At 62.8% G+C, this 26,019-nt stretch carries 23 protein-coding genes and 1 pseudogene; 13 read left to right on the top strand and 11 right to left on the bottom strand.

Features of this window, described 5'->3' with window-relative positions; genetic code table 11:
* Positions 1–281: 281 nt before the first annotated feature.
* The 4 genes and pseudogenes from M1D97_RS00835 (at position 282) to M1D97_RS00820 (ending at position 5,288) form a co-directional block, all read left to right on the top strand.
* Complete coding sequence (locus tag M1D97_RS00835) at positions 282–1,073, top strand: sulfite exporter TauE/SafE family protein (protein ID WP_456268850.1); 792 nt, start codon at positions 282–284, stop codon at positions 1,071–1,073.
* Between the two features lie 123 nt (positions 1,074–1,196).
* Positions 1,197–2,264, top strand: coding sequence for an aldo/keto reductase (locus M1D97_RS00830; RefSeq protein ID WP_456268849.1), 1,068 nt, complete (start codon positions 1,197–1,199; stop codon positions 2,262–2,264).
* A gap of 141 nt (positions 2,265–2,405) precedes the next feature.
* Positions 2,406–3,887, top strand: coding sequence for a YfcC family protein (locus M1D97_RS00825; protein WP_456268848.1), 1,482 nt, complete (start codon positions 2,406–2,408; stop codon positions 3,885–3,887).
* An 81-nt stretch (positions 3,888–3,968) separates the two neighbouring features.
* Positions 3,969–5,288, top strand: a pseudogene (locus M1D97_RS00820) (IS4 family transposase).
* Positions 5,289–5,363: 75 nt separating this feature from the next.
* Here the strand turns inward: M1D97_RS00820 and M1D97_RS00815 are convergent.
* Complete coding sequence (locus tag M1D97_RS00815) at positions 5,364–6,125, bottom strand: GntR family transcriptional regulator (RefSeq protein WP_456268847.1); 762 nt, start codon at positions 6,123–6,125, stop codon at positions 5,364–5,366.
* Positions 6,126–6,405: 280 nt separating this feature from the next.
* Between M1D97_RS00815 and M1D97_RS00810 the strand changes: the two genes are divergently transcribed.
* Positions 6,406–8,100 carry an L-lactate permease gene (locus M1D97_RS00810; protein ID WP_456268846.1) on the top strand — a complete coding sequence of 565 codons (1,695 nt, stop codon included), beginning with the start codon at positions 6,406–6,408 and terminating at the stop codon, positions 8,098–8,100.
* Positions 8,101–8,157: 57 nt separating this feature from the next.
* Complete coding sequence (gene lldD, locus M1D97_RS00805; RefSeq protein ID WP_456268845.1) at positions 8,158–9,312, top strand: FMN-dependent L-lactate dehydrogenase LldD; 1,155 nt, start codon at positions 8,158–8,160, stop codon at positions 9,310–9,312.
* Between the two features lie 52 nt (positions 9,313–9,364).
* Here the strand turns inward: lldD and M1D97_RS00800 are convergent, their stop codons facing one another.
* The 8 genes from M1D97_RS00800 to M1D97_RS00765 all read right to left on the bottom strand — a co-directional run bounded on the left by M1D97_RS00800 (position 9,365) and on the right by M1D97_RS00765 (position 19,433).
* A complete protein-coding gene (locus tag M1D97_RS00800; RefSeq protein ID WP_456267629.1) occupies positions 9,365–10,684 on the bottom strand; it encodes an IS4 family transposase in 1,320 nt (439 codons plus the stop codon).
* Positions 10,685–10,808: 124 nt separating this feature from the next.
* Entirely contained in the window at positions 10,809–11,411 is a 603-nt protein-coding gene (locus M1D97_RS00795) for a hypothetical protein (RefSeq protein ID WP_456268844.1), read from the bottom strand.
* A 149-nt stretch (positions 11,412–11,560) separates the two neighbouring features.
* Positions 11,561–12,517: a homocysteine S-methyltransferase gene (gene mmuM / locus M1D97_RS00790; RefSeq protein WP_456268843.1), complete on the bottom strand. Its 957-nt coding sequence runs from the start codon at positions 12,515–12,517 to the stop codon at positions 11,561–11,563.
* Complete coding sequence (locus M1D97_RS00785) at positions 12,514–13,959, bottom strand: amino acid permease (RefSeq protein ID WP_456268842.1); 1,446 nt, start codon at positions 13,957–13,959, stop codon at positions 12,514–12,516. Before M1D97_RS00785 ends, mmuM begins: the two co-directional genes overlap by 4 nt.
* A gap of 175 nt (positions 13,960–14,134) precedes the next feature.
* Positions 14,135–14,476 carry a zinc ribbon domain-containing protein YjdM gene (locus tag M1D97_RS00780; RefSeq protein WP_456268841.1) on the bottom strand — a complete coding sequence of 114 codons (342 nt, stop codon included), beginning with the start codon at positions 14,474–14,476 and terminating at the stop codon, positions 14,135–14,137.
* 118 nt (positions 14,477–14,594) lie between these two features.
* Positions 14,595–16,007, bottom strand: a complete 1,413-nt coding sequence (locus M1D97_RS00775; RefSeq protein ID WP_456268840.1) for a glycoside-pentoside-hexuronide (GPH):cation symporter — start codon at positions 16,005–16,007, stop codon at positions 14,595–14,597.
* 456 nt (positions 16,008–16,463) lie between these two features.
* Positions 16,464–17,978, bottom strand: a complete 1,515-nt coding sequence (arfA, locus tag M1D97_RS00770) for an arabinosylfuranosidase ArfA (RefSeq protein ID WP_456268839.1) — start codon at positions 17,976–17,978, stop codon at positions 16,464–16,466.
* A gap of 33 nt (positions 17,979–18,011) precedes the next feature.
* Positions 18,012–19,433 (bottom strand): glycoside-pentoside-hexuronide (GPH):cation symporter, encoded by a 1,422-nt coding sequence (locus tag M1D97_RS00765; protein ID WP_456268838.1) that lies wholly within the window; start codon positions 19,431–19,433, stop codon positions 18,012–18,014.
* A gap of 277 nt (positions 19,434–19,710) precedes the next feature.
* Here M1D97_RS00765 and M1D97_RS00760 point away from each other — a divergent pair, with 277 nt between their 5' ends.
* The 4 genes from M1D97_RS00760 (at position 19,711) to M1D97_RS00745 (ending at position 22,368) form a co-directional block, all read left to right on the top strand.
* Entirely contained in the window at positions 19,711–20,049 is a 339-nt protein-coding gene (locus M1D97_RS00760; RefSeq protein WP_456268837.1) for a tRNA-binding protein, read from the top strand.
* A 111-nt stretch (positions 20,050–20,160) separates the two neighbouring features.
* Positions 20,161–21,183, top strand: coding sequence for an SDR family oxidoreductase (locus tag M1D97_RS00755; protein ID WP_456268836.1), 1,023 nt, complete (start codon positions 20,161–20,163; stop codon positions 21,181–21,183).
* Positions 21,184–21,242: 59 nt separating this feature from the next.
* Positions 21,243–21,890: an HD domain-containing protein gene (locus M1D97_RS00750; protein WP_456268835.1), complete on the top strand. Its 648-nt coding sequence runs from the start codon at positions 21,243–21,245 to the stop codon at positions 21,888–21,890.
* 199 nt (positions 21,891–22,089) lie between these two features.
* The gene (locus M1D97_RS00745; RefSeq protein ID WP_456268834.1) at positions 22,090–22,368 is read left to right on the top strand and encodes a hypothetical protein; all 279 of its coding nucleotides are present in this window, start codon (positions 22,090–22,092) and stop codon (positions 22,366–22,368) included.
* 67 nt (positions 22,369–22,435) lie between these two features.
* Here the strand turns inward: M1D97_RS00745 and M1D97_RS00740 are convergent, their stop codons facing one another.
* Positions 22,436–22,936, bottom strand: coding sequence for a MarR family winged helix-turn-helix transcriptional regulator (locus tag M1D97_RS00740; RefSeq protein ID WP_456268833.1), 501 nt, complete (start codon positions 22,934–22,936; stop codon positions 22,436–22,438).
* Between the two features lie 86 nt (positions 22,937–23,022).
* Between M1D97_RS00740 and M1D97_RS00735 the strand changes: the two genes are divergently transcribed.
* A complete protein-coding gene (locus M1D97_RS00735) occupies positions 23,023–23,937 on the top strand; it encodes an EamA/RhaT family transporter (RefSeq protein WP_456268832.1) in 915 nt (304 codons plus the stop codon).
* A 55-nt stretch (positions 23,938–23,992) separates the two neighbouring features.
* Positions 23,993–24,628: an NAD(P)H-dependent oxidoreductase gene (locus M1D97_RS00730; RefSeq protein WP_456268831.1), complete on the top strand. Its 636-nt coding sequence runs from the start codon at positions 23,993–23,995 to the stop codon at positions 24,626–24,628.
* Between the two features lie 148 nt (positions 24,629–24,776).
* On the opposite strand, the gene M1D97_RS00725 is transcribed toward M1D97_RS00730, so the two are convergent.
* A complete protein-coding gene (locus tag M1D97_RS00725; RefSeq protein WP_456268830.1) occupies positions 24,777–25,163 on the bottom strand; it encodes a hypothetical protein in 387 nt (128 codons plus the stop codon).
* 197 nt (positions 25,164–25,360) lie between these two features.
* Between M1D97_RS00725 and M1D97_RS00720 the strand changes: the two genes are divergently transcribed.
* Positions 25,361–26,017, top strand: coding sequence for a response regulator (locus M1D97_RS00720; RefSeq protein WP_456268829.1), 657 nt, complete (start codon positions 25,361–25,363; stop codon positions 26,015–26,017).
* Positions 26,018–26,019 lie beyond the last annotated feature (2 nt).

Below are 26,019 nucleotides of genomic sequence, written 5' to 3'. Positions count from 1 at the left end.
GAGGTGCCGCATTCCGTGTGCAGCGGATCAATGCTGCGCACGCCGATCAGCCATCGGGCAAAAGCGATACTGAGCGCGCGCAAAAGGTAAATCGAGATTAACTAAAATTGTGGACGACAGCGTGGCATCGCGCCAATGTCGTAACAATGCGTTAAGCCGGCCGCGACCGGAAGCGTACCGCCAGCGGGGGCTCTACCGCTGAACCTGAAGACGCTATGCTGATCGATACGTCGACCGCCTCCCGGCACGCGACCCCTTCGCATGACGATTCTGGATAACGCATGATCTTTCTTCTCTATATGGCGCTCGGCATTGTGGCCGGCATCCTGGCGGGCCTGTTCGGCGTCGGCGGTGGCCTGATCATTGTCCCCGTCCTGATCTACAGCTTTACCCTGCAGGGCGTGGACCCGGCCGTCATGACCCATCTGGCGGTGGGCACCTCACTGGCCACCATTGTCTTCACCTCGCTCAACTCGATTCGCGGGCATCACCTCAAGGGCGCCACGCGCTGGCCGCTGGTGGGCTGGATGAGCATCGGCATCGTCGCCGGCTGCGCACTGGGGGCGCTCACCGCCTCGTGGATTCCCGGGGACGACCTGCAGATGGTGATCGGGCTGTTTGCCATCGCCATGGCCCTCCAGATCGCCTTCAACCTGCGCCCGAAGGGCGGCGGTACCGACTACCGCCCGCCCGGGCGGCCGTGGCTGATCGGCGGCGGTACGATCATTGGCTGGGCCTCGGCGATCTTCGGCATCGGCGGCGGCTCGCTGACCGTGCCGTTTCTGCTCTGGCGCAACCTGCCGGCCCAGCAGGCGGTGGGGACCTCGGCGGCCTGCGGCCTGCCGATCGCCATCGCCGGGGCGGCGTCGTTCATGTGGTTCGGCCACGGCCATGCCGAGCTGCCCGAGTGGAGCATCGGCTATGTCTACCTGCCGGGCGTGGCGGGCATTGCCCTGACCAGCATGTTGTCGGCGCGGCTGGGCGTGCGGCTGGCCCATCGGCTCTCGCCCACGCTTTTGAAGCGCCTTTTCGCCGCGCTGCTGTTGCTGATCGGCATCAACTTTTTGATGTAGCCCCGCTGGCGTCACCACTTCGGCATTCGCTGAAATAATGATCGTGTGTCCACACTAAGCAGTGACCGCCGCCCGCCGGGCGCGGCGCAGTCTGATTTACTGCAGACACATAAGGAGATTCGCGTGGAATATCGCAATCTGGGCCAATCGGGCCTGCGTATTTCGACCATGACACTGGGCACCATGACGTTCGGCGGCGAAGGCCGGATGGCCAGTCTCGGCAATACCGATGTCGAGGGTGCCCGCCGTCAGATCGACATGTGTATCGATCGCGGCGTGAATTTTTTCGACACCGCCAACATGTACTCCGCCGGCGCCTCGGAAAAAATTCTGGGCGAGGCGATCAAGGGTCGGCGCGATGACCTGCTGCTGACCACCAAGGTGCGCTTTCCGATGGGCGAGGGCCCCAACGACAGCGGCCTGTCGCGTCACCACATCCTGCGCCAGCTCCATGCCAGCCTCGAGCGGCTGCAGACCGACTACATCGATCTTTACCAGCTGCACGAGTGGGACGGCCTGACGCCGCTGGAAGAGACGCTGGCCACCATGGATCAGCTGGTGCGTGATGGGAAGATCCGCTACTACGGTGTTTCGAACTTCACCGGCTGGCAGATCTCGAAGGCCCTGCTGCTGTGCGAGCGCCACGGCTTTCACCGACCGATCAGCCAGCAGATTCACTACACCGCTCAGTCGCGCGACGCCGAATACGAGCTGATGCCGATGGCGGTCGATCAGGGTCTGGGCACCATGATCTGGAGCCCGCTGGCCGGCGGTCTGCTGTCGGGCAAGTACCGTCGCGGCCAGCAGAACCCGGACGGCACCCGTTTCAGCCAGGGCTGGACCGAGCCGCCCATTCGCGATGAAGAGCAGCTCTACACCCTCATCGACACCCTGGTGGAAGTGGGCGACGCCCACGGCGTTTCCGCTGCCCGGGTGGCACTGGCATGGATTCTGGGCCGGCGCGGGGTGACCACCGCCGTGATCGGCGCGCGCAAGGACGAGCAGCTCGAGGACAACCTCGCCGGCGCCGAGCTCACGCTGGCCGATGACGAGATTCGTGCCATCGAAAAGGCCGGGCGCCCGCCGCTGATCTACCCCTATTGGCATCAGCAGCGCACCGCCGCTGCGCGCTTCAACGACGTGGACCGGATTCTGCAGCAGCCCTGGCTGGACGAGCAGAGCGACGCGTAATCCCTTCCCGGCCGGCGGCGGATCTCATCGGCCGCCGGCCGGGCCGACTTTCGTCGGATGGCCGGTTGTGTAACGATCAGGGCCCAGGGCCGCTTCGAGCAGCGGCCCTGCCGCCCAATCAACAACAACGAGCCATCGTCCATGTCACAGGATCCCTCCCGGGCCGAATCCGATCGCCCGTCAAAGAAACGTTCGTTTCAGATTCCGCATATTTACGCCATCCTTTTCATCTTCATCCTGCTGGCCGGTCTGGCCACCTGGCTGATTCCGGCAGGGGCCTACGACACCATCCCCGGCCCCGACGGGCGGACCACCATCGATGCCGACTCCTTTCACTGGGTACCGGCCAGCCCCGCCGGGCCCACCGAGCTGCTGCTGGCCATCCCGCGCGGGCTGCTCAGCGCCGGCGAGGTGGTGTTCTTTACCCTGCTGATCGGCGGCATGTTTGCCGTGCTGCGCCGCACCGGCATCATCGAGCTGGGGGTCGATCACCTGACGCGCCACTTTGCCGGGCGCAGCCTGTGGGTCATCCCGGTGCTGATGGGGCTTTTTGCGGTACTGGCCACCATCATCGGCACCCAGGAGCTGTCGCTGGTCTATGTCCCGGTGATCCTGCCGCTTTTGATCGCGCTGCGATTCGATTCGGTCACGGCCGCCGCCATCGCCCTGTGCGCCACCACGGCCGGCTTTGCCGCCGGGGTCATCAACCCGATCAACACGGGGCTGGCCCAGCAGCTGGCCAACCTGCCGCTCTATTCGGGCTTCGGTCTGCGTCTGGTGGCGCTGATCAGCATGCTGGCGGTCGCGGTGTTCTGGGTGATCCGTTACGCCCGGCGCGTACGGGACAATCCCGAGGCGAGCCTGATGCATGACGAGGCGGACGAGCAGCACAAGCGCACGCGCTATCAGCACGCGCTCAACGAGGTGACGCCGCCGGCCACCGGCCGCCAGAAGCTCTGCATCGCGGCCACGCTCGGCCTGTTTGGCGTGCTGGTCTACGGCGTACTGGGGCGCGGCTGGTTCATGTCGGAGATGGCCGGACTCTTTATCGTCATGGGCGTGGTGGCCGGTCTGATCGCGGGGCTGAAGATCGACGAGATCTGCGAAGGCTTCAACGAGGGCTTCCGGGACGTGCTGATGGGCGCCATGATCGCCGGCATTGCCCGCGCCGTCGCGGTGGTGCTCGAAGACGGCCAAGTGCTCGACACCATGGTGCACGCTCTGGGCCATCTGGTCGGCGGGCTGCCCACGGCACTGTCAGCACTGGGCATGTATCTCGCCCAGCTGGGCTTCAACTTCGTGGTGCCCTCGGGCAGCGGCCAGGCGCTGGTCACCATGCCGATCATGGCGCCGCTGTCCGACGTGGTCGGTGTGACCCGCCAGACCGCGGTGCTGGCCTATCAGCTCGGCGACGGCATCGGCAATATCCTCTATCCCACCTCGGGCTATTTCATGGCAACGCTTGCCCTGGCAGAAGTGGGTGCGCTTTTTCCTGCCGCTGTTCGGCATGTGGGCCGGGATCGCCGTAGTGATCTTGATCGTGGCGCAGGCCACGGGCTGGCAGGGCTGAGCCCGTCCCTTTCAAAGCCTGCGAACATCAAAAAGGCGACCCCGAGGGGTTAATGCCAGTCAGTTAAGGTTTTCCCCCACCGGCTGACGATGCGATAGTCCGGTATCAGTAACTTGCTGATACCGGACTTTTTTATGCATTTCAGTCAGGCCATCGATGCCATCAACCGGGTAAGGCCCGACAGCTTTTCAAGTTTGGCGGACGTCCTTTCCCCCGAGCTCATCGACACCTGTCTGGAGCAGGCCGGCGTGGCGACCCTTCGCAAGCGGCGACTGCCGCTGGATCTGGTCGTCTGGTCGATTGTCGGCATGGCCCTGTTTCGCCATATCCCCATGGCGCAGGTGGTTAACCAGCTTGATATCGTCCTGCCGGGCAAGCGTCCATTCGTGGCCCCCAGCGCCGTGGTACAGGCGCGTCAGCGCCTGGGTAGTGACGCAGTCAGACATGTTTTCGAGCAGACTCAGGCCCTGTGGCATGCTCAAACGCCTCAGCCTCACTGGTGCGGACTCAGCCTGCTTGCCGTGGACGGCGTGGTCTGGCGAACGCCGGACTCTCCCGATAACCAGACCGCCTTCGCGCGCACGCGTAATGCGCAGCGCGAGGCCGGCTACCCGCAGGTACGCATGGTGTGCCAGATGGAGGTGACCAGCCACCTGATCACGGGGGCCGCGTTCGACAGTGTCGCGACCGGCGAAGTGGCCCTGACGGAAGACCTGATCGCCGGCACACCGGATCACTCGCTCACGCTGTTTGACCGCGGCTTTTATTCACTGGGCCTTTTGCATGCCTGGCAGCAGGCCGGCGAGCAGCGCCACTGGCTGATTCCGTTACGCAAGGGAACCCACTACGAGGAGATTCGCTCGCTGGGGCGCCAGGACCGTCTCGTTCGGCTGACCACTTCGCCACAGGCGCGTGCCAAATGGCCGGATTTACCGGTCTCGTTCGAGGCGCGCCTGCTGCGCCGCAAGGTTCGGGGCAAGGAGGTGACGGTATTGACCTCGATGACGGAAACGATGCGTTTTCCGGCCGCCGACATCGTGGATCTTTACAGCTACCGCTGGGAAATCGAGCTGGGATATCGGGAAATGAAGCAGTCGCTGCTGGACAATCGGCTTACGTTGCGCAGCCGTACACCGGAGATGGTGCGTCAGGAGCTGTGGGGCACGCTGCTCGCCTACAACCTGATCCGTTTTCAGATGGCGCGAATGGCTTACAGTCTGGACAACATTCACCCCAACCAGCTGAGCTTTCACCAGGCGGCCAGCTTTATTATCAAGTAGTTATCGATGCTGCCGGCGGTATCGTCGGGTCGGGTGCCGGCGGTGGTCCAGTCGATCACGGAGATGGCGCCGGCCTTTGTACTGCCCGATAGACGAGAAAGATCGTACCCGCGAGCGGTGCGGGCACGACCGCAGAAATATCCGGTCAGGAAAAAGCCAGTCAGCACTAACTGACTGGCATTAACCCCGAGGGGTCGCCTTTTTTTGATACCAGCGCCAGTGCCTGCCGAAAGCGCCTGCAAGAACGCCTTATCCCCGGCGCCGGGCGCGAGCCATGCGCTGATTTTCGGCGTGTACTTCCGCGAGTACCTGCTGCACGTAGTGAATATGACGCTGGGCGATGTCACGGGCCAGCGCCGACTCTCGCGCCATGATTGCCTCGAACAGCTCCTGGTGTTGATGGCTGAGAATCTCGCGGGTCTCGAGGCGCTGGGCGTACATGCCGCCGATATTGGTCACGACGTTGCGCTTCAATAGATCAAACAGCCCACGGATCGTGTGCAACAGCACACCGTTGTGGCTGGCTTCGGCAATCGCCAGATGAAAGCCCGCATCCGCGGCGCCTTCCTCGGCCTGGGTGGTCGGGCCCGCGTGTTCATAGCAGTACTGCAGGCGTTCAAAGGCCACCCGCAGCCGATCGCGGTCCGGCTCGGTCGCCCGCTGTGCGGCATAAAACGCGCAGGCGCCTTCGAGCGTATGACGAAACTCGAGCAGATCGCGCTGGGCATCGGGGCTGTCTTCCAGCAGCAACAGCAGTGGATCACTGAAGGTCGCCCCCAATGAGGGCGTCACATAGGTCCCACCCCCCTGGCGGCTGTTGAGCAGCCCCCGGGCGACCAGACGCTGGATGGCCTCACGCAATGAGGGCCGGGAGACCCCGAACTGCTCGGCCAGCACGCGTTCGGCCGGCAGACGCTCACCGGCCTTGAGCGTCCCTTCAAGAATCATCGACTGCAGCTGCTCGACGATGCCATCCGCCAGTCGGCGCTGACGCACCTGCCCTACTTCCATATCCCACCCTCAATCGGTCTTACCAATTTTATATTAAGCACGATTTTCCCAAGCCATGGCAACGTCCATGAACCAAAGTAGCAGGCAGCTTTCGTTGACCCTTGTAACAAGAGCATCTTACTCTCCACAGCAATTTCATTAGAATACATTAAATTGGTTTTACCAATTTAATGTCGTACAAGTCCAATAACACCCTGGAGCAACGCTTATGAGCCACCGCGACATTTCGGCACGTTCCTTTCCCCTTCGTCCCGCGACTCGCCACTAAGAGGGCATCACCATGTCACCCGGTCTGCTTGCCCTGCTCGCCGTTACCCCCATCATCGTCGCCGGTATTTTGCTTATCGGCCTGCGCTGGCCGGCCAGCCGCGCCATGCCGGTGGTCTATCTGCTCAGCGTGCTGATTGCACTGCTGGGATGGGAAATGAGTGTCGTCCGCGTGCTTGCCTCAACGCTTCAGGGGCTCATGATCACGGTCGGCGTGCTGTGGATCATTTTCGGGGCGATCCTGTTGCTCAATACGCTGCAACACTCGGGCGCGATCCGGGCCATTCACGCCGGCTTTACCACTATCAGCCCGGATCGCCGCGTGCAGGCCATCATCATTACCTGGTTGTTTGGCAGCTTCATCGAAGGCGCGTCGGGCTTTGGCACCACGGCCGCCATCGCCGCGCCGCTACTGGTCGCGGTGGGCTTCCCGGCCATGGCAGCGGTGCTGATGGGCATGCTGGTGCAAAGCACGCCTGTCTCCTTTGGCGCCGTGGGCACCCCCATCGTCATCGGCGTGACCACCGGGCTGGACAGCGTGACCCTGACGGACCGATTGGTCGCACAGGGCTCGAACTGGGAGATTTTTCTGCAGCAGATCACCAATGGCACCGCAATTACGCACGCCATTGTCGGCACCATCATGCCGCTGATCATGGTATTAATGCTGACGCGTTTCTTCGGTGAGAAAAAAAGCTGGAAGGCCGGTTTCGAGATTCTGCCCTTTGCTATGTTTGCAGGGCTGGCGCTGACCGTGCCCTACGTTATCACCGGCATTTTCCTCGGGCCCGAATTCCCTTCCCTGCTGGGCGGACTGGTGGGTCTGGTGATTGTTGTGACCGCCGCTCGTCTGCGCTTTCTGACTCCCAGAACGATTTGGGACTTTGCCGATCGAAAGGACTGGCCGGCCGAGTGGATCGGCACGCTGCAGGTCAGGCTCGATGATCTCACCGCCCGCCCCATGGGCCAGGTGCTTGCCTGGCTGCCCTACGTGCTGGTGGGTGTCCTGCTGGTCATCAGTCGCGTCTTTCCCGAGGTGACGACTGCCCTTAAATCCCTGAGCTTCGATTTGACCAACATCCTGGGCGAAGAGGGCATCAACGCCAGCATCGAGCCGCTGTTTCTGCCCGGCGGCATTCTGGCCTTCGTTGCCCTGTTGACCGTGGTGCTACATCGCATGCATCTGCGTGCGCTCGGTGCGGCGGCCAGCGAATCCGGCCGGGTGCTGCTCAAGGCCGGCTTCGTGCTGCTGTTTACCGTGCCCATGGTGCGCATCCTCATCAACTCGGGGGTCAATGCTGCGGATCTGCCCAGCATGCCGATTGCCATGGCACGCTATGTAGCCGATAGCGTCGGCGACGTCTATCCACTGATGGCACCGAGTGTGGGAGCACTGGGGGCGTTTCTGGCAGGCTCCAATACCATCAGCAATATGATGTTCAGCCAGTTTCAGTTCGGCGTGGCCGAGACACTGGGCGTCTCCGGGGCCTTTATCGTCGCCATCCAGGCAGTAGGTGCTGCGGCCGGCAACATGATCGCGATTCATAATATTGTGGCAGCGTCTGCCACGGTCGGCCTGGTCGGACGCGAGGGGATCACCCTGCGCAAGACGGTCTGGCCCACCCTGTATTACGTGTTCTTCACCGGCATCATCGGATTGGTGGCCTGCTACGGGCTGGGTGTCACGGACCCACTCATGAGCGGTTGATGACCTCTGGTCAGTGGTATTTGAAACATCGCCTCTCTTTTGTCACCAGGGTCCAACATGATCATTTCAGCATCGACCGACTACCGTGCGGCAGCGCAGCGCAGGCTGCCGCCCTTCCTGTTCCACTATATCGACGGCGGCGCCTACGCCGAGTACACCATGCGCCGCAATGTCGACGATCTCGGCAGCGTGGCCCTGCGTCAGCGCGTGTTGAGAAACATGTCCGAGCTGAGCCTTGAGACCGAGCTGTTCGGCGAGCGCTTGGGGATGCCGGTGGCGCTGGCCCCCATCGGCCTGTGCGGCATGTACGCGCGTCGTGGCGAGGTGCAGGCTGCCACGGCGGCGGCAGAAAAGGGCATTCCCTTTACGCTTTCTACCGTATCGGTCTGCCCGATCGAGGAAGTCACGGCAGTACTCGATCGTCCGATGTGGTTTCAATTGTATGTGCTCAAGGACCGTGGCTTCATGAAAAACGCGCTTGAGCGGGCCTGGGCGGCCGGCGTGCGCACGCTGATCTTTACCGTCGACATGCCCACGCCGGGGGCGCGCTACCGTGACGCCCACTCCGGCATGAGCGGCGAACGCGCCGCCCTGCGCCGGATGTGGCAGGCCTTTACCCACCCCTTCTGGGCCTGGGATGTCGGTCTACACGGCCGACCTCATGATTTGGGCAACATCTCGAAATATCGCGGCAGCCCCACCGGCCTTGAAGACTACATGGGCTGGCTGGCCAAGAATTTCGATCCGTCCATTTCCTGGCAGGATCTGGAATGGATTCGCGATTTCTGGAAGGGCTCGATGGTCATCAAGGGCATTCTTGATGCCGACGATGCCCGGGACGCGGTGCGCTTTGGCGCCGACGGGATAGTTGTCTCCAACCACGGCGGCCGTCAGCTTGATGGCGTGCTTTCCAGCGCCCGTGCGATGCCGGAGATCGCCAGTGCGGTCAAGGGGAATCTCAAGGTCCTCGCCGACTCAGGCATTCGCACCGGGCTCGACGTGGTCCGCATGATTGCACTGGGTGCCGACACCGTGCTGCTCGGTCGCGCCTTTATCTATGCACTGGCGACCCACGGCCAGGCCGGCGTGGCCAACCTGCTCGGCCTGATCGAAAAGGAAATGCGTGTAGCCATGACGCTGACCGGCGCCAGCAGCATCAGCGAGATCAACAGTGATGTACTGGTGGCGCAGTCCGGCTCGGTCATTGACTGAGTGGCGCACGGTACCGGGTATAAAAAAGGCGACCCCGAGGGGTTAATGCCAGTCAGTTAGTGCTGACTGGCTTTTTCCTGACCGGATATTTCTGCGGTCGTGCCCGCACCGCTCGCGGGTACGATCTTTCTCGTCGATCGGGCAGTACAAAGGCCGGCGCCATCTCCGTGATCGACTGGACCACCGCCGGCACCCGACCCGACGATACCGCCGGCAGCATCGATAACTCCTTGATAATAAAGCTGGCCGCCTGGTGAAAGCTCAGCTGGTTGGGGTGAATGTTGTCCAGACTGTAAGCCATTCGCGCCATCTGAAAACGGATCAGGTTGTAGGCGAGCAGCGTGCCCCACAGCTCCTGACGCACCATCTCCGGTGTACGGCTGCGCAACGTAAGCCGATTGTCCAGCAGCGACTGCTTCATTTCCCGATATCCCAGCTCGATTTCCCAGCGGTAGCTGTAAAGATCCACGATGTCGGCGGCCGGAAAACGCATCGTTTCCGTCATCGAGGTCAATACCGCCACCTCCTTGCCCCGAACCTTGCGGCGCAGCAGGCGCGCCTCGAACGAGACCGGTAAATCCGGCCATTTGGCACGCGCCTGTGGCGAAGTGGTCAGCCGAACGAGACGGTCCTGGCGCCCCAGCGAGCGAATCTCCTCGTAGTGAGTTCCCTTGCGTAACGGAATCAGCCAGTGGCGCTGCTCGCCGGCCTGCTGCCAGGCATGCAAAAGGCCCAGTGAATAAAAGCCGCGGTCAAACAGCGTGAGCGAGTGATCCGGTGTGCCGGCGATCAGGTCTTCCGTCAGGGCCACTTCGCCGGTCGCGACACTGTCGAACGCGGCCCCCGTGATCAGGTGGCTGGTCACCTCCATCTGGCACACCATGCGTACCTGCGGGTAGCCGGCCTCACGCTGCGCATTACGCGTGCGCGCGAAGGCGGTCTGGTTGTCGGGAGAGTCCGGCGTTCGCCAGACCACGCCGTCCACGGCAAGCAGGCTGAGTCCGCACCAGTGAGGCTGAGGCGTTTGAGCATGCCACAGGGCCTGAGTCTGCTCGAAAACATGTCTGACTGCGTCACTACCCAGGCGCTGACGCGCCTGTACCACGGCGCTGGGGGCCACGAATGGACGCTTGCCCGGCAGGACGATATCAAGCTGGTTAACCACCTGCGCCATGGGGATATGGCGAAACAGGGCCATGCCGACAATCGACCAGACGACCAGATCCAGCGGCAGTCGCCGCTTGCGAAGGGTCGCCACGCCGGCCTGCTCCAGACAGGTGTCGATGAGCTCGGGGGAAAGGACGTCCGCCAAACTTGAAAAGCTGCCGGGCCTTACCCGGTTGATGGCATCGATGGCCTGACTGAAATGCATAAAAAAGTCCGGTATCAGCAAGTTACTGATACCGGACTATCGCATCGTCAGCCGGTGGGGGAAAACCTTAACTGACTGGCATTAGACCCCGAGGGGTCGCCTTTTTTGATCACCGGTGCCGAGATTATTCGGCGAAGCGGCGCTCGGTCTGCCAGCCCTGGTTGGTCAGGATCATCATGGCGCGCTTGTGCCGGGTGTCGTCGAGGCCTTCGAGACCGCCCTGGTAGGCCTGGCGCAGGCTGTCTTCCTCGGCCCAGCTCGGGATGTCGCGGACGCTGTAGCTGTAGCGCACGTGGGAGACGGTGAAGCCGCCCTCGATCGCCTGGGCCGGCGTAAAGCTGTCGACACCTTCGATGCGTACCTTGCCGAAGCAGAACCCGCCCTGCTCGAGCCCGTGAGCGCGGGCGTAGCTGTCGCGGCCGTCATCGGTGAGGCTGTAGCGCTGACGCCCGTCGCTCAGGTCTTCACGCTCGAGCAGACCGGCATCCACCAGCGCGTTGGCGCGTTTGGTCCGCTCGGCCATGTCGGACTGCTGACCGGCCGCGCGCTGGTTCATCACAAACGGCAGACGCGGTGCCGGCGCTTCCAGACAGATGGCCGGGCCCATGCCGCCGACATCATCCTGCAGCGCCGAGCGGAAATTGCCCTCGCTGGCCTCCTGGGGATCGCCACAGGCGCTGAGCAGGGCTGCCAGCGGTAACAGGGCCAGCACACGGTATGACTTCATGACAATCACTCCTGATCCAACCTGAATTCGAAACGGCCGTGAGAAGCGTAGCCCCTTTGGCGCTGATGTGCGCCAGGGTGCCCGGGCCGCAGGCAAAAAAAGGTCTATCCACCGGGCAGGCGGTCATCATCACTCAGGACGCCGACCATTCAATGCCCGGCGCGAAGGGCCGCGATGGCGCGAATATCCTCGGGCGTGGTGCGACAGCAGCCGCCGATCAGGCGCGCGCCACGCGCGTACCACTGTGCGGCCTGCTCGCCGAAGCCGGCGCCGTGGGACACCTGGCAGCCGCCCTGCCAGGTCCTGCTGTCCGCATCATAGGTCTCGCCCGAATTGGGGTAGACGATCAGCGGCTTGTCGGTAGCGCCTGCCATCTGTTCCAGCAGCGACGGGATGTGCTCGAGTGCGGTGCAGTTGACCCCGAGCGCGGCGACCTGCGGCTGATCATTGAGCCAGCGGACGCACTCGGCGATCGGCGTCCCTTCGCTGATGTGCTCCCCGTCATGGGCGGTGAAGGTGATCCAGGCGCTCATGTCGGGGAATTCACGCAGTACGGTAACCAGCGCCTTCGCCTCGACCAGTGACGGCAGGGTTTCACAGGCCAGCACGTCGGCACCGGCGGCGGCGAGTGCGGCCAGACGGTCACGGTGAAAGGCCACCAGCCCGGCCTCGTCGATATCGTAGTGGCCGCGATACTCCGAGCCGTCGGCCAGCCAGGCGCCGTAGGGGCCGATTGATGCGGCGACCAGCGGCCTCGGCCGGCCGGTGTGATCAGCTTCGTTCCAGAACGTGTCACGCGCCTCGGCGGCCAGGGTCACCGAGCGCGTGATCAGCTCGAGCGCCTCGCTCTCGCTCATGCCGCGCGCCATGTAGCCCTCGATGGTGGCCTGATAGCTGGCGGTGATGGCGATATCGGCGCCGGCGCGAAAGTAGTCGAGATGCACCTCGCGGATCAGCTCGGGCCGCTCGGCCAGCACGCGCGCCGACCAGAGACTGTCGTTGAGGTCGCAGCCGCGGGCTTCCAGCTCGGTGGCAAGCGCCCCGTCCACGATCAGCAGCGGGTGGTCCTGCAGAGCGCGGGCAATGGGGTCAAGAGAAGGGGTCATGAGGTCTCCGTCACGGCAGATGAATCGACATCGGCCCCGCCCCTGCGGCGCGGGTCGGTCAGATAAAAGGCCAGATAGCACAGCGCAATAAAGGGAATGCCGCAGTAGAGCGCGATGCGCTGGGTGGGATCAAAGGCGATACCGATAAAGCACAGCAGGCAGGCGATAAAGGCCCCCAGCGGCACCCAGGGGTAGAGCGGTGTCCGGTAGCCCAGCGTGGCCGGGTCGCCGCCGCCGCGCACGAACTGGCGGCGAAAGCACATCTGGCTCACGGCGATGCTCATCCAGACCGCGACCACGGCAAAGCCCGAGATCGACACCAGCACCAGATAGAGCGTGTCCGGGGCGAAGGTGCTGGAGAGCAGCGCCAGCAGTCCGCCCAGCATGCTGAACAACAGCGCGTTGAGCGGAATACCGCCGCGGGTCACGCGGGCAAAGATTGACGGCAGGGTGCGCTGCTCGCCCAGCGACCACAGCATGCGCGAGGCGGCGTAAAGCCCCGAGTTGGCCGCCGACAGCAGCGCCGTGATGATGACGAAGTTCATGATGTCGTCGGCATGCGGGATGCCGGTCATGGCAAAGACCGTGACGAATGGACTCTCCACCAGCCCTGCCTTTTCGCGCGGCAGCATGGCGGCGATCACCACAATGGTGCCGACAAAAAAGACCACCAGCCGCCACAGCGTGGCGCGAATGGCGCGCGGCACGTTCTTCTCCGGGTTCTCGGTCTCGCCGGCGGCGATGCCGATCAGCTCGGTGCCGGAGAAGGCAAAGCTCACCGCCAGCATGGTGACCAGAATCGGCATCACGCCGGTGGGAAAGAAGCCTTCGCGGGTGAGGTTATGAAACATCGGCGCCAGCTGATCGTCCGGCCCGGCAACGCCAAAAATCGCCGCCGCGCCCACGATGATAAAAATCACCACAGTGGCGACCTTGATCAGCGAGAGCCAGAACTCGGTCTCGGCAAAGATCTTCGGCGTGAAGGCGTTGGTCAGAAAGACGATCAGCGCAAAAAGCGCGCTCCAGATCCAGATCGGCACGTCGGGAAACCACTTCGCCATCAGAAGGCCCGAGGCGGTGAACTCCGAGCCCAGCGCCACCGTCCAGGTCAGCCAGTAGAGCCAGGCCACGGTATAGCCGGTGGCGGGGCCGATATAGCGCGAGGCATGGGCGCTGAAGGCGCCGGTCTCGGGCATGTGCACGGACAGCTCGCCCAGACACATCATGACCAGATAGACCACCACGCCGCCGATCAGGTAGGCCAGAATCGCGCCCAGGGGGCCGGCCTGATTGACGGTATAGCCCGAACTCAGAAAGAGGCCGGTGCCGATCACGCCGCCCAGTGACAGCATCACCAGGTGGCGCGACTGCATGCTGCGCTTGAAATCGCGGGAGGTGCCGCGGGGCTCGGGAATCTCCGGCCCGTCGGGAGAATTGCTCATGACGCTCTGCTACCGGTTGCCATAAAAACACGCCTCTCAATAAGCAAAAGGCATAAGAAGGCGGCATTATACGGCTCATGCGTTCAGCGTCACCCGCGCCACGAGCATTTCCGGTAGAAGGTGTTTCACGTGAAACAACGATTCAGGCGCACCGGCCCACCCTGCAAGGCACTGATCAGGCCTTTTTGACAAACGCCGACTTGAGCTTCATCGCGCCGATGCCATCGATTTTGCAGTCGATGTCATGATCGCCGTCGACCAGACGGATGTTTTTGACCCGCGTACCGACCTTGACCACCTGTGACGAGCCCTTGATCTTCAGATCCTTGATCACCGTGATCGTGTCACCGTCAGCCAGCACATTGCCGTTGGCATCGCGAACGCTGGCCGTCTCGTCACTGGCGGGCGCTTCACCGCCTTGTGCCCACTCATGGCCGCACATGGGGCAGACGAACAGGGCGCCATCTTCGTAGGTGTAGTCGGCGTCACAGCCGGGGCAAGGAGGCAGTGCGGTCATTCGAGTGTCCTGTTGGAAAGTGTCAACGGGCGGGCATCTTACGCGCTTTGACGGCTCGGGACCGCACTATTTGACGGCCCCGGGCCATGACCATGACCCGGGGCAAGCCCGACCGGTTTCAGGACGTGCGGGGCGCGGGACCGCTTTCAGCGCCCTTTTCATCCGCCGACCGCGTGTCCTCCCGGCCCTCGCTGCGCGCCTGCAGATCGCGGCGAATGCGGTCCATGTCCGCATCCCCGAGCCCGAAGGCCCAGATGGCGATATTCATGGCCACGCAGATGGCGGCAGGAATCAGGGTCAGCATCAGGGTGATGGCCAACAGCGCCGAGCTGCCCTGCTGTTCGAGATCGGCGTCATAGCCGCCCCAGGAGAGCAGAAAGCCGATCAGGCCGCCGCCGAGCGCCAGCCCCAGCTTGAGAAAGAAGAGGTTGCCGGCAAAGGAGACGCCGGTCAGACGGTGACGATGGCGCCATTCGCCGTAATCCTCGGCATCGGCCATCAGCGCCCAGGAGATCGGCGTGCCGATGCCGTGGAAAAAATTGACCAGCACGAATACGGTCGTGGCGACCACCAGCAGGCTGCCCGGCACCACAAACAGCAGCGCCGAGGCCAGAATCAACAGGCCGGTGCTGGCCATGAACACGCTGCGCTTGCTGATGCGCCCGGTGATCAGGGGCGAGAGGGCCGTGCCCGCCATCTTGCCCACCACGCCCAGCGTCACGAAAATCGAAATCCCGGTGGCGCCCAGGCCCAGCACCCAGTCGGCGTAGTACACGGCCGCCCCCTGACGCAGAAAAAACTGCAGGGCCTGCAGAAAGGTAATACTCAGGATGATGCGCCACTTGGGGTTGGCCGCCAGGGTGCGCAGGTCCCGCCACGGGTTGGTGCTGTTCTGTGCCGGCGGCGTGACGCGCTCGCGCACGGTGGCAAAGCAGAACCCGAACATGAACAGCGCAATCACGCACATCAACCCCATGGCGACCTGAAAGCCGCGCGCCTCGTCGCCGTCACCGATCCACTCCACCAGCGGCAGCAGCCCGCTGTTGAGGATCAGATAGGCCACGCCCACCAGCACGAAGCGCCACGACTGGCACGACACCCGCTCGCGGTGGTCATCGGTGATGACGCCGCCCAGCGCGCAGTAGGGAATGTTGACGGCCGTGTAGAGAAGCGACATCACGCCATAGGTGACAAAGGCATAGATGATCTTGCCCTGGTCCGACCAGTCCGGGGTGGTGAACATCAGCACGCAGGCAATCGCCAGCGGCAGCGGAATGAACAGAATCCACGGACGAAAGCGACCCCAGCGGCTGCGGGTGCGATCGGCAATCGCGCCCATCAGCGGGTCGGTGACGGCATCCACAAAGCGCATCGACAGGAAAATGGTGCCGACCACCGCCGGCGAAATGCCGTAAACGTCGGTGTAGAAGTACGACAGGTACATGACCACGGCGGCAAAGGTCATGTTGTTGCCGGCATCCCCCATGCCAAAGCCGATCTTTTCAAGCGTGCTGATACTGCCCTTGCGCATGCGTCTCTCCCTGCGGGAATCGAATCGCAGCGACCTGATGCCATCAGACCGCTCATCGCGCGACCCTATGAGCGCTGCCATGCGGGACACCAATGCACACGCCAATAACAGCAATAACTGATACGTTATCGCTCGGGCAGGAAAGCTGATAATACGGAAGTTTTTCGCGGCGTCCGGCGCCGGGTCCGACACCAAGGTTGTAGCGCCAGCCACGAATCATTGGCCGAACATTGCCATCCGGCCGAATGCATCCCGAGCGCGATCAGAGGCGGATACCGCCTCGGGGGTTGGCACGGCCACACCGGGAAGGATGTTTCACATGAAACATGTGGGGCAATTCTTGACCGTCCATCTGCCCTGCTTTCTCTGACCATGGCATTAAAAAAGCCGGCGCCGCCTCATGGCGACGCCGGCTCGGCGAGCGTGTCAGACGCCTCGCTTGCGGTTACCCGGGTATCAGGTACCGACCGACAGGCGAATCATGTGATAGCTCAGCGACGACAGGCTGCCCTTGAGCGCGCCCTCCTCGACACTGATGCCCTCACCCGTCACCGGGCGCACCTGATCCGGCTGGCTGGCCGAGTTGACGACCTTCATCTGCGGATGATTGATGCACTGATGCTCGACCAGACGGGCGTTTTCAAAGCCGTGCAGGGCGACATTCAGATCCAGCGCCTCTTCCTGATGGCGATTGACGGCAAAGATCGTCACGAATCCACCCTCGTCATCGTGAACGGCGGAGACGTCCAGGCACGGCACGTCATCGAGTTCGCGGGTCTGATAGGTGGGGCTGTCGACGGCCAGCTGCAGCGCCCTGCCGCGGCCGTAGCGCGAGGCAAACATCAGCGGATAGAAGATGGTCTGGCGCCAGGCGTCACCGCCGGTCTCGGTCATGATCGGCGCGATCACGTTGACCAGCTGAGCGATACAGGCGATGCGCACCCGATCCGAACGGCGAATGAAGGTGTTGATCACGCAGCCGATCAGCAGGGCATCCTCGACGTTGTAGATGTCCTCGAGAATCGGCGGCGCAAAGGGCCAGTCGCTGCCCTCCAGCACGCGCCGGTCCTGCTGCACGCTGTGATACCAGACGTTCCACTCGTCAAAGCAGATATGCACCTGATGGCGGGTGCGCTTCTTGGCCTGGATGTAGTCGATCACGCCGGCAATCGACATGATGTAGCGATCGAGCTTTTCGGCCAGCGCCAGATAGTCGCCGAGCTGGTTCTCGTGGTTGGTGAAGTACATGTGCAGCGAGATGTAGTCTACCGTCTCGTAGCAGTGCTCCAGCACGGTGGCTTCCCACTCCGGATAGGAGGCCATATCGGGATTCGACGAACCGCAGGCGACCAGCTCCAGCGAGCGGTCATAGGCCTTGAGCGCCTTGCCGGTCTCATTGGCCAGATGGCCGTATTCCGCCGCGCTCTTGTGCCCGATCTGCCAGGGGCCGTCCATCTCGTTGCCCAGACACCACAGGCGCACGTTCCACGGTTCCTTGCGACCGTTTTTGATGCGCTCGTCACTCCAGGCGCTGCCGCCGGGGTGGTTGACGTACTCCAGGAAGTTGCGCGCCTCGTCGATACCGCGCGAGCCCAGATTGACCGCCAGCATCATCTCGATGTCGGCCTGCTCGCACCAGTCGGCAAACTCGTGAATGCCGACCTGGTTGGATTCACGGCTGTGCCAGGCAAGATCGAGCCGCACCGGACGCTCCTCGCGCGGACCGATGCCGTCCTCCCAGTTGTAGGCGGAGACAAAGTTGCCCCCCGGGTAGCGCACCAGCGGCGGTGCCAGCTCGCGCACCATTTCCAGTACGTCCTGACGAAAGCCCTGGTCATCGGCCTGCGGGTGACCGGGCTCATAAATACCGCCATAGATGGCGCGGCCCATGTGTTCGAGAAAGGCGCTGTAGAGACGCCCGTCGATGGTGCTGGTGACAAAGTCACGGTGCAGGGTCACGCGGGTCTGCATGGGGTTCTCCCGTTATGGTGAACAGTATTGTTATCAGGTAGTGGCCGGACGAGCGGCCCCACCGGCATCGTTTACATCGGACCCGTTCCGGGTGGCCGGGCTCGATCGGTCACCGGCACGCGATTCCAGATCGGCGCGAATGCGATCCATCTCGGCATCATCCAGCCCGAAGCGCCAGGCGGCCAGCGTCATCAGTACGCTGACTACCGCCGGTATCAGGGTAAAGAGCAGCACGATCATGGTCAGTGCCTGAGGGTCCTGGGCATCGGCGCCGCCGACATAGCCGCCCAGCGACAGCAGAAAGCCCACCAGGCCGCCGGCCGCGGCCAGGCCCAGCTTGAGAAAGAAGAGATTGCCGGCAAAGGAGACGCCGGTGTTGCGATAGCCGCTCTGCCACTCGCCGTAGTCCTCGGCATCAGCCATGAAGGCCCAGGCGATCGGCGTGCCGATGCCGTGGCAGATGTTGATCACGATTACCACGATCGCCGCCAGGATCACCTGATCGCCGGGTACGAAATAGAGCGCCACGCAGGCCGCGACCAGCGCGATGGAGCTGAGAATGAACACGCGCATCTTGGTGGTATACCGGGTCAGCAGCGGCGAGATGGCGGTACCTGCCATGCCGCCGACCACGCCCGAGGTCACGAAAAACGAAATGCCGGCCGCGCCGAGGCCCAGTACCCAGGTGGCGTAGTAGATCGCCGCGCCCTGGCGCAGAAAGAACTGGAAGGCCTGCAGGAAGGTGATCGACAGCACCTGGCGCCACTTGGGGTTGGTGGCCAGCGTTTTCAGGTTTTCCAGCAGCCCGTTGGTGTTGTTCTCGACCGGCTGCACCCGCTCGCGCACGGTGGCAAAGCAGAACCCGAACATGAACAGCGCAATCACGCACATGATGCCCATGGTGATCTGGAAGCCCAGGGCTTCGTCCCCATCACCAAACCACTCGACCAGCGGCATCAGCGTCGAGTTGAGAATCAGGTAGGCCACACCCACCAGCACGAAGCGCCACGACTGGCACGATACGCGCTCGCGGTGGTCACTGGTGACGACCCCGCCCAGCGCGCAGTAGGGAATATTGACGGCCGTGTAGAGAAGCGACATCACCGCATAGGTGACAAAGGCATAGATGATCTTGCCCTGGTCCGACCAGTCCGGGGTGGTAAACATCAGGACACAGGCGATGGCCAGCGGCACCGGGATGAACAGGATCCACGGGCGAAAACGGCCCCAGCGGCTACGGGTGCGGTCGGCAATGGCGCCCATGATCGGGTCGGTGATGGCATCCACAAAGCGCATCGACAAAAAGATGGTCCCGACCACCGCCGGTGAAATGCCGTAGACATCGGTGTAGAAGTAGGACAGATACATGACCACGGCAGCAAAGGTCATGTTGTTGCCGGCATCCCCCATGCCAAAGCCGATCTTCTCGACAATGCTGATTCTGCCCTTTTGCATGCTTGTCTCCTGCGTCGGTGCGACTGGTCCCGGTAGCCGCCGGGGGACGGGTGTCCGGGCGGTGGGCCGGTGAATTCAATCGCTCGAGCATAAGGAGAAGCGCAAATGCCTAACTAATAGCTGTCGAACCATCAAGATATATCCATTTGGTTATGTCTTTTTTCATCTCCTTGAAAAGACGACCAATGTCGTCAATACACCCGCCGCTCGAGCTGCCAAAGTTGTAGGGCTTGAACGTTGTTTACGACCAATGGCGCAGACCGGAAAGGAGCAATCGGTGTCGACACTGAGCTGGGAAGAGTTTTCAAGGGTAGAGCTGCGCGTCGGGCGCATCACACACGCGGCAGTGTTCGACAAGGCGCGCCGGCCGGCATACCTGCTGCAGGTGGATTTCGGTCCTGACATCGGGGTGCGCAAGTCCAGCGCCCAGGTTACCGAGCTGTATGACCCCGAGGCCCTGGTAGGCCGGCTGGTGGTGGCGGTCACCAACTTCCCGCCCAAACAGATCGGCCCGATCATGTCGGAGTGCCTGGTCACCGGCTTTCACAACGAGGAGGGCGCCGTGGCGCTGTGCGTCCCGGACCAGGACGTGCCGCTGGGCACCCGGCTGATGTGACCCTGTCACCGGCCCGGCGCCGGCTGACAGGCACGCTCGAGGGTCTATGCTTCACGGGTCATCCACGACGGTGCCGGGAAGGCATTGTCTGCCAACCACAGGGAGCAGCACATGGCAACGAACGACCATGACGCCTCGCGTCGTCGCATCATCAAGGGCGCCGGCCTGACCATGGCCGCCGCCGCGGCCGGTCCGGCCCTTGCCGGCAGCCAGAACGGCGCTCATCAAAACGGGGCCGCACAGAACACCCCCCGATCGCTTGAAAACCCGCAGAACGCCTACCCCAAACCGCCGTTCGAGTATCAGACGCAGCCCTGGCCGGCGCTGGCCGACAAAATGACGCCGCGCCCGGATCACGGCGAGCAGAGCTATCGCGGCAGCAACCGGCTGGCCGGGCGTCGCGCGCTGATTACCGGCGGGGATTCCGGCATCGGCCGCGCCGCGGCGATCGCCTATGCCCGCGAAGGGGCAGACGTGGCGATCAATTATCTGCCCGATGAAGAGCCGGATGCCCGCGAGGTCGTCGAGCTGATCGAGGCCGCCGGGCGCCGGGCCGTGGCGATTCCGGGCGACATTCGTGACGAGGATTTCTGCCAGCGTCTGATCAACCAAACCGTCAATCAGCTCGGCGGGCTGGATATTGTGGTGCTCAACGCCGCCCGCCAGCAGAGCCATGACTCGATCATGGACATCACCACCGAGCAGTTTGACTGGACCGTGAAGACCAACCTTTACGCCATGTTCTGGCTCAGCAAGGCGGCCATTCCCCATCTGCCGGAAGGCGGGACGATCATCAACACCACCTCGACCACGGGCTGGACACCACCCGAGGACCTGCTGGATTACGCCATGACCAAGGCGGCCATCTCCAACTTCACCAAGGGCCTGGCCAGGCAGATGGCCGGCCGCGGTATTCGCGTCAACGCCGTGGCCCCGGGGCCGTTCTGGACCCCACTGCAGGTCTGCTCGAACGCCTCAAGAGAGAAGCTCACGGGCTTTGGCGGCGATACGCCAATGACGCGACCGGGCCAGCCGGCGGAGCTGGCCGGCGTCTATGTCCAGCTCGCCGAGAGCAGCGCCACCTACCTGACCGGTGAGATCTACGCCGCCACCGGCGGCAAGACACCGCTGTAAACCGACCCGCCTACAGGGCGCCGTTGCCCGGCGCCCGCTCACACGATCAGGTGCCTGCCGTGTCGACCCTCTTTTCTCCCCATCAGGCGCTGGCCGATGCCCTGCTGGCCCGGCTGCCCGACGTCACCGATGGCGCTCATGATCTCGCCCATCTTGGACGCGTGTGGCGCAACGTACAGCGCATCAGCGCCGTGGAGGGCGGCGATGGTGACCTGCTGCTGGCCGCCACCGTGCTGCACGACGGCGTTCATGTGCCCAAGGACGACCCGCGCCGGTCGAGTGCCTCGCGACTTGCCGCCGAACAGGCCCGCGGGATTCTCGAAGCGCTGTCATGGGAGGACTCGCGCATCGAGGCGGTGGCACATGCCATCGAGGCACACAGCTTCTCGGCGGGTATCGCGCCGCAAACGCTGGAAGCCGGGATCCTGCAGGACGCCGACCGGCTCGACGCGCTGGGCGCCCTGGGCATCGCGCGCTGCTTCTACACCGCCGGGCAGATGGGCAGCGCCCTGTACGACCCGCTCGACCCGCAGGCCGCCGCCAGAGCGCTGGATGACCGGCGCTTCACGCTGGATCACTTCCAGACCAAGCTTTTGACGCTCAGGGCAGGCTTTCGCACTGCCACCGGCCAGCAGCTGGCCGAAGCGCGCCATGCGCGGCTGGTCGCGTTTCGTGACGCGTTGCTGGAGGAGATTGGCGACGTTTAATCCCCATCATCGGGGTCGAACAGCGGTGCCAGCCCGGGGGTAAAGTGCGCCACGTTGATGCGCAGGGCGCCCTCCCCGCCCCCACGGCGCCCCGTCTCGACAGCGACCCGAGACCTTTGGCGATACATCCAGGGTCGAATGGACAGCGCTGCACCGTCGCCACAGCATGACCTCGTGTACCCCACAAAGGACCCGGTCCATGAGTGCTCCGTTTATCACCGATAATCTGCTGATGCGCTGTCGCCGCGAACAGCGCGTTCAGCAGCAACGCAACCGCCAGAGCTTTGACCCGGCCGCCATCAACGACCGCAAGGAGCTCTCCCTGCTGGTCGAGCAGGCGCTGGCCAACGGCGAGGACTACTCGAGCATCGTTGCCCGGCATCAGGACATCGAACTCACCGAGGCGGAACTGATCGAGCTGATCGGCCCCGAGCAGGCGCTGCGCGATCGTATCGACAGGTTCAGCCAGCTACACTGAACCGCACCCCTGGTGCCGAAGGCCCTGCCCGCGATGTGCGCCGGCGGGGCCTTTTCAGTGCATGAGTCTATTCCCCTTCATGGTTTTCCAGATGCTCCAGCAGCTTGCCCAGCAGGGCGTTGAGCTGCTCCTGCTCTTCCCGGGTCAGCCCCGACAGGGCAAGGCTTTCATTATCAATGTGTTCAGGGACCATCTTGTCGATGATCTCCTTTCCCCGGCTCGTTAACTGCACCAGTGTTCCCCGACGGTCCTCGGGGTTGGGATGACGCTCGATCAACCCCTGCTTTTCCAGCCGATCAAGGCGATTGGTCATGCCTCCTGACGAGATCATCAACGCTTCATAAAGCTGGGTAGGTCCCAGAGCGTAAGGTGCACCGGCTCTTCTCAATGTGGCCAGTACGTCAAATTCGCCAGCCTGAAGCTCATGGGCTCTAAAAAAGGGCTCAAGAAAACTGCGTCCCACGATTCTTGTCGTAGCGCCGAGTCGAGCCACGGTGGCCATCGCCAAAAGCTCAAGCTCGGGGCGCTCCTGTCGCCATTGAGTAATTGCTTTTTCAACCTGATCCATGAGGAATGCTTGACCCTTTATCTTGACGGTAAGATACTTTGGCAATATATCTCGACATAAAGATACTTTACCCGGAGATAAATGCCATGATCACGCTGTCAGCCCGGTATCGCAAATCCTTTTCACACTCTGGTGCGCTGCTGCTGTTGCTGCTGGTAGGGACACTGCTGGCGCTGTCACTACTGCTCGCCAAAATGGCGAACAGAGCCGGCATTCCTGGCTTGAGCTTTTTGATGCTGGGGCTACTGGGCGCGGGGGGCATACTGCTATCGATCACGGTACCGGGGAAAAGCGGCACCCGTTGGAACCGTCAGGTTCTGGTCTACGCGTTCGTGGCCGGCACACTCTTTGCCCTGCCCAACGCGATGGCTTTCCTGGCGCTGCCCCATCTGGGCGCCGGCTTTGTGTCATTGAGCTTCGTTTTTCCATTGCTGCTGACCTGGCTGATGGCACTTTTCATGGGAATGGAAATCTGGCAGGCAGGACGCCTGGCCGGTGTCCTGCTCGGTCTCTGCGGAGGCGCCATTCTGGCGCTGGGCAAGGCCTCCGCATCCCAGGTCAGCCCGATCTGGCTCGCGGTCGTTGCCATCATTCCCGTTATTGTGGTCACGGGTAACATCTATCGTACCCGTTGCTGGCCCACGGATGCCGCGCCCCTGTTTCTTGCGGCACTGATGATGCTCGGGGGCGCCATGATCCTTCTCCCCCTGTCATTGCTGGCCGGGCCAGCCCCCATCGCCGCTATTTTCGACAGTGCCGATGGTCTCTTGATGGTCGCCGCCGAGGCCGCCATCTTTGCCCTGCTCTATTTTCTTTATTTTGTGCTGCAAAGGATGGCCGGCGCGGTTTACCTGAGCCAGATCGGTATTGTGGCGGCGCCGATTGCCATCACCCTGTCCGTCATCGTGTTTGATGAACCAATACCGCCACATTTGCTGATGGCAGGCGTACTGATATTACTGGGCGTGCTGATGTTTCAGTACGCGCGAGCCGGGCGGTAATCACGACATCGCTTGCTACCATTCTCTCTCACCCCTTTTTCGCGAGGTTATTGATATGTCACTGACCGATGCCCTCCACTGGCGCTATGCCGCCAAGCGCCTGAACGGCGAACCGGTGCCCGAGGAAACCCTGGAGCGGATCATGGACGCCGCCCGGCTGGCGCCCTCCTCCTTCGGCCTGCATCCCTGGTCGCTGGTGCATGTACGGAGCAGCGAGGTGCGCGCGCGCCTGCATGACGACGCCGCCCCGCAGCCGCAGGTGATCGAGGGTTCCGATCTGCTGGTCTTTGCTGTCCACGATCGCGACTTCAAGGCCCAGGTGGATGACCACATCACTCGCATGGCCCTCACCCGGGAGGTCGATGAGAGCTCGCTGGACGGCTTTCGCAACATGGTCAAGGGCGTGATGGATCAAAAGGGCAGCCATGAGGCGTGCCTGGAGTGGGCGGCGCGTCAGGCCTATATCGGTATGGGCGTGGCGCTGAGCGCCGCAGCGCTGGAGAAGGTCGACGCCTCCCCCATGGAAGGCTTTTATCCGGACAGGCTGGATGAGGCGCTCGGCCTGCGGGAGAAGGGGCTCAAGAGCGTGGTCATCATGGCGCTGGGTTATCGCGACACCGAACGCGACCCGGGTGCCGGCAAGGCGAAGGTACGCCGTGCCAAAGAAGATTTCCTGGTACGCCTGCCCTGAGCCTGCCCCTAAAACCGGATACGCGGTTTATTAGAGCTTCTGGCGCCGGACTAACAGGGCGCTATCGCTGGAGAGGACCGGGAAATCCCCGGTCCCGGAGCCACTCTCGTGGCCCAACGATCACGCGCCAGGGCCACATGCCAGGGGTTTAGACATCCCAGAGGCCGGCTTCGCCAGCATCATGCCACTCGCCGTTTTGCCAATAGCCGTCCTCGTCGTAGTCGTAGACGGTGTAGATGCCGTCATAGAACTCGCCGGAATCAAGATAGCCATCGCCGTCCAGATCCCAGGTCGCGTAGTCCCAGTCAACGTCCCGGTCGGCAACCAGCGTGTTGAACTCATCGTCATCGATCAGGCCGTCGCCACTGGTGTCCCAGTCGGAGTAGGTGCCCCAGTCGCTGACCGAGCCGTAGAATTCATCCTTGCTGATACTGTTGTCGCCGTCGCTGTCCAGCGCGCTGAAGGTCGACCCGGCGGCGAGGGCGGCCGTCGAGCTCAGTGCCAGGGCGATACCCAGTACAATATCCTTTCGCATGTCGTGCTCTCCTTTCACATGAGTCGCTATTGACCGGTCTGCCTCGAACCACTCCGGCAATTCCGGTACGCACTACCCTGGTCAGATCTCATTAACCGGGTCTTAGTGCATGGCAGGTATTGGCACGACTGGGCTATGGTCTCCACCAGCAGGTTATTTTCATGGTTAACAGGTCACCCCGCTGGCAGGAGATACCAGTGCGTATTTTGATCGTGGAAGACGACATGATTCTGGGAGAAGGGCTGTGCGAGGGGCTCAGGCTGTCGGGATACACCGTGGACTGGCTGACCCGTGGCGAAAAAGCGCTGCACGCACTGGAGGCCGATGCCTTCGATGCCGTCATCCTGGATCTGGCCCTGCCCGGCTGTTCGGGACTCGAGGTGCTGAGGCACTGGCGTCGCAGTGGCCATGAGACGCCTGTGCTGATCCTGACCGCGCGCGAGGGCAATGACGAATGCATTCGTGCACTCGATCTGGGCGCTGACGAACATGTGGTCAAGCCCGTGGATACCGACGTGCTGGAGGCACGCCTGCGGGTACTGCATCGCCGCGCCAACGGTCACCCCGATAACCGTATGCGCTGTGGTGACATCAGTCTGGACCGCGGCGATCGCATGGTGTGGCTGGGGGATCGCCAACTGACGCTGTCTGCCTATGAATTCATGGTGCTTGAAGCCCTGATGGAGCGCCCGGGCCGATCCCTGACCCAGGAACAGCTGGAGACACGTCTTTACGGCTGGGAAGGCGGCCCGGAAAGCAACAGCCTGCAGGTACTGATTCACAAGCTGCGCAGCAAGCTGGGCGCCGAGCGCATCATGACAGTACGCGGCATGGGCTATCGGTTGCACGCATGAGA

This window comes from Kushneria sp. AK178 (assembly GCF_053903105.1).
Note: the sequence above shows the minus strand (reverse complement) of the source record. Positions and strands in the feature narration are given on the sequence as shown.

Bases quoted from the DNA above. Each gene is read 5' to 3' on its own strand.
- M1D97_RS00835 (WP_456268850.1), top strand. From the start codon at position 282: ATGATCTTTCTTCTCTATATGGCGCTCGGCATTGTGGCCGGCATCCTG.
- M1D97_RS00825 (WP_456268848.1), top strand. From the start codon at position 2,406: ATGTCACAGGATCCCTCCCGGGCCGAATCCGATCGCCCGTCAAAGAAA.
- M1D97_RS00815 (WP_456268847.1), bottom strand. From the start codon at position 6,125: ATGGAAGTAGGGCAGGTGCGTCAGCGCCGACTGGCGGATGGCATCGTC.
- M1D97_RS00810 (WP_456268846.1), top strand. From the start codon at position 6,406: ATGTCACCCGGTCTGCTTGCCCTGCTCGCCGTTACCCCCATCATCGTC.
- lldD (WP_456268845.1), top strand. From the start codon at position 8,158: ATGATCATTTCAGCATCGACCGACTACCGTGCGGCAGCGCAGCGCAGG.
- M1D97_RS00800 (WP_456267629.1), bottom strand. From the start codon at position 10,684: ATGCATTTCAGTCAGGCCATCGATGCCATCAACCGGGTAAGGCCCGGC.
- M1D97_RS00795 (WP_456268844.1), bottom strand. From the start codon at position 11,411: ATGAAGTCATACCGTGTGCTGGCCCTGTTACCGCTGGCAGCCCTGCTC.
- mmuM (WP_456268843.1), bottom strand. From the start codon at position 12,517: ATGACCCCTTCTCTTGACCCCATTGCCCGCGCTCTGCAGGACCACCCG.
- M1D97_RS00785 (WP_456268842.1), bottom strand. From the start codon at position 13,959: ATGAGCAATTCTCCCGACGGGCCGGAGATTCCCGAGCCCCGCGGCACC.
- M1D97_RS00780 (WP_456268841.1), bottom strand. From the start codon at position 14,476: ATGACCGCACTGCCTCCTTGCCCCGGCTGTGACGCCGACTACACCTAC.
- M1D97_RS00775 (WP_456268840.1), bottom strand. From the start codon at position 16,007: ATGCGCAAGGGCAGTATCAGCACGCTTGAAAAGATCGGCTTTGGCATG.
- arfA (WP_456268839.1), bottom strand. From the start codon at position 17,978: ATGCAGACCCGCGTGACCCTGCACCGTGACTTTGTCACCAGCACCATC.
- M1D97_RS00765 (WP_456268838.1), bottom strand. From the start codon at position 19,433: ATGCAAAAGGGCAGAATCAGCATTGTCGAGAAGATCGGCTTTGGCATG.
- M1D97_RS00755 (WP_456268836.1), top strand. From the start codon at position 20,161: ATGGCAACGAACGACCATGACGCCTCGCGTCGTCGCATCATCAAGGGC.
- M1D97_RS00745 (WP_456268834.1), top strand. From the start codon at position 22,090: ATGAGTGCTCCGTTTATCACCGATAATCTGCTGATGCGCTGTCGCCGC.
- M1D97_RS00740 (WP_456268833.1), bottom strand. From the start codon at position 22,936: ATGGATCAGGTTGAAAAAGCAATTACTCAATGGCGACAGGAGCGCCCC.
- M1D97_RS00735 (WP_456268832.1), top strand. From the start codon at position 23,023: ATGATCACGCTGTCAGCCCGGTATCGCAAATCCTTTTCACACTCTGGT.
- M1D97_RS00730 (WP_456268831.1), top strand. From the start codon at position 23,993: ATGTCACTGACCGATGCCCTCCACTGGCGCTATGCCGCCAAGCGCCTG.
- M1D97_RS00725 (WP_456268830.1), bottom strand. From the start codon at position 25,163: ATGCGAAAGGATATTGTACTGGGTATCGCCCTGGCACTGAGCTCGACG.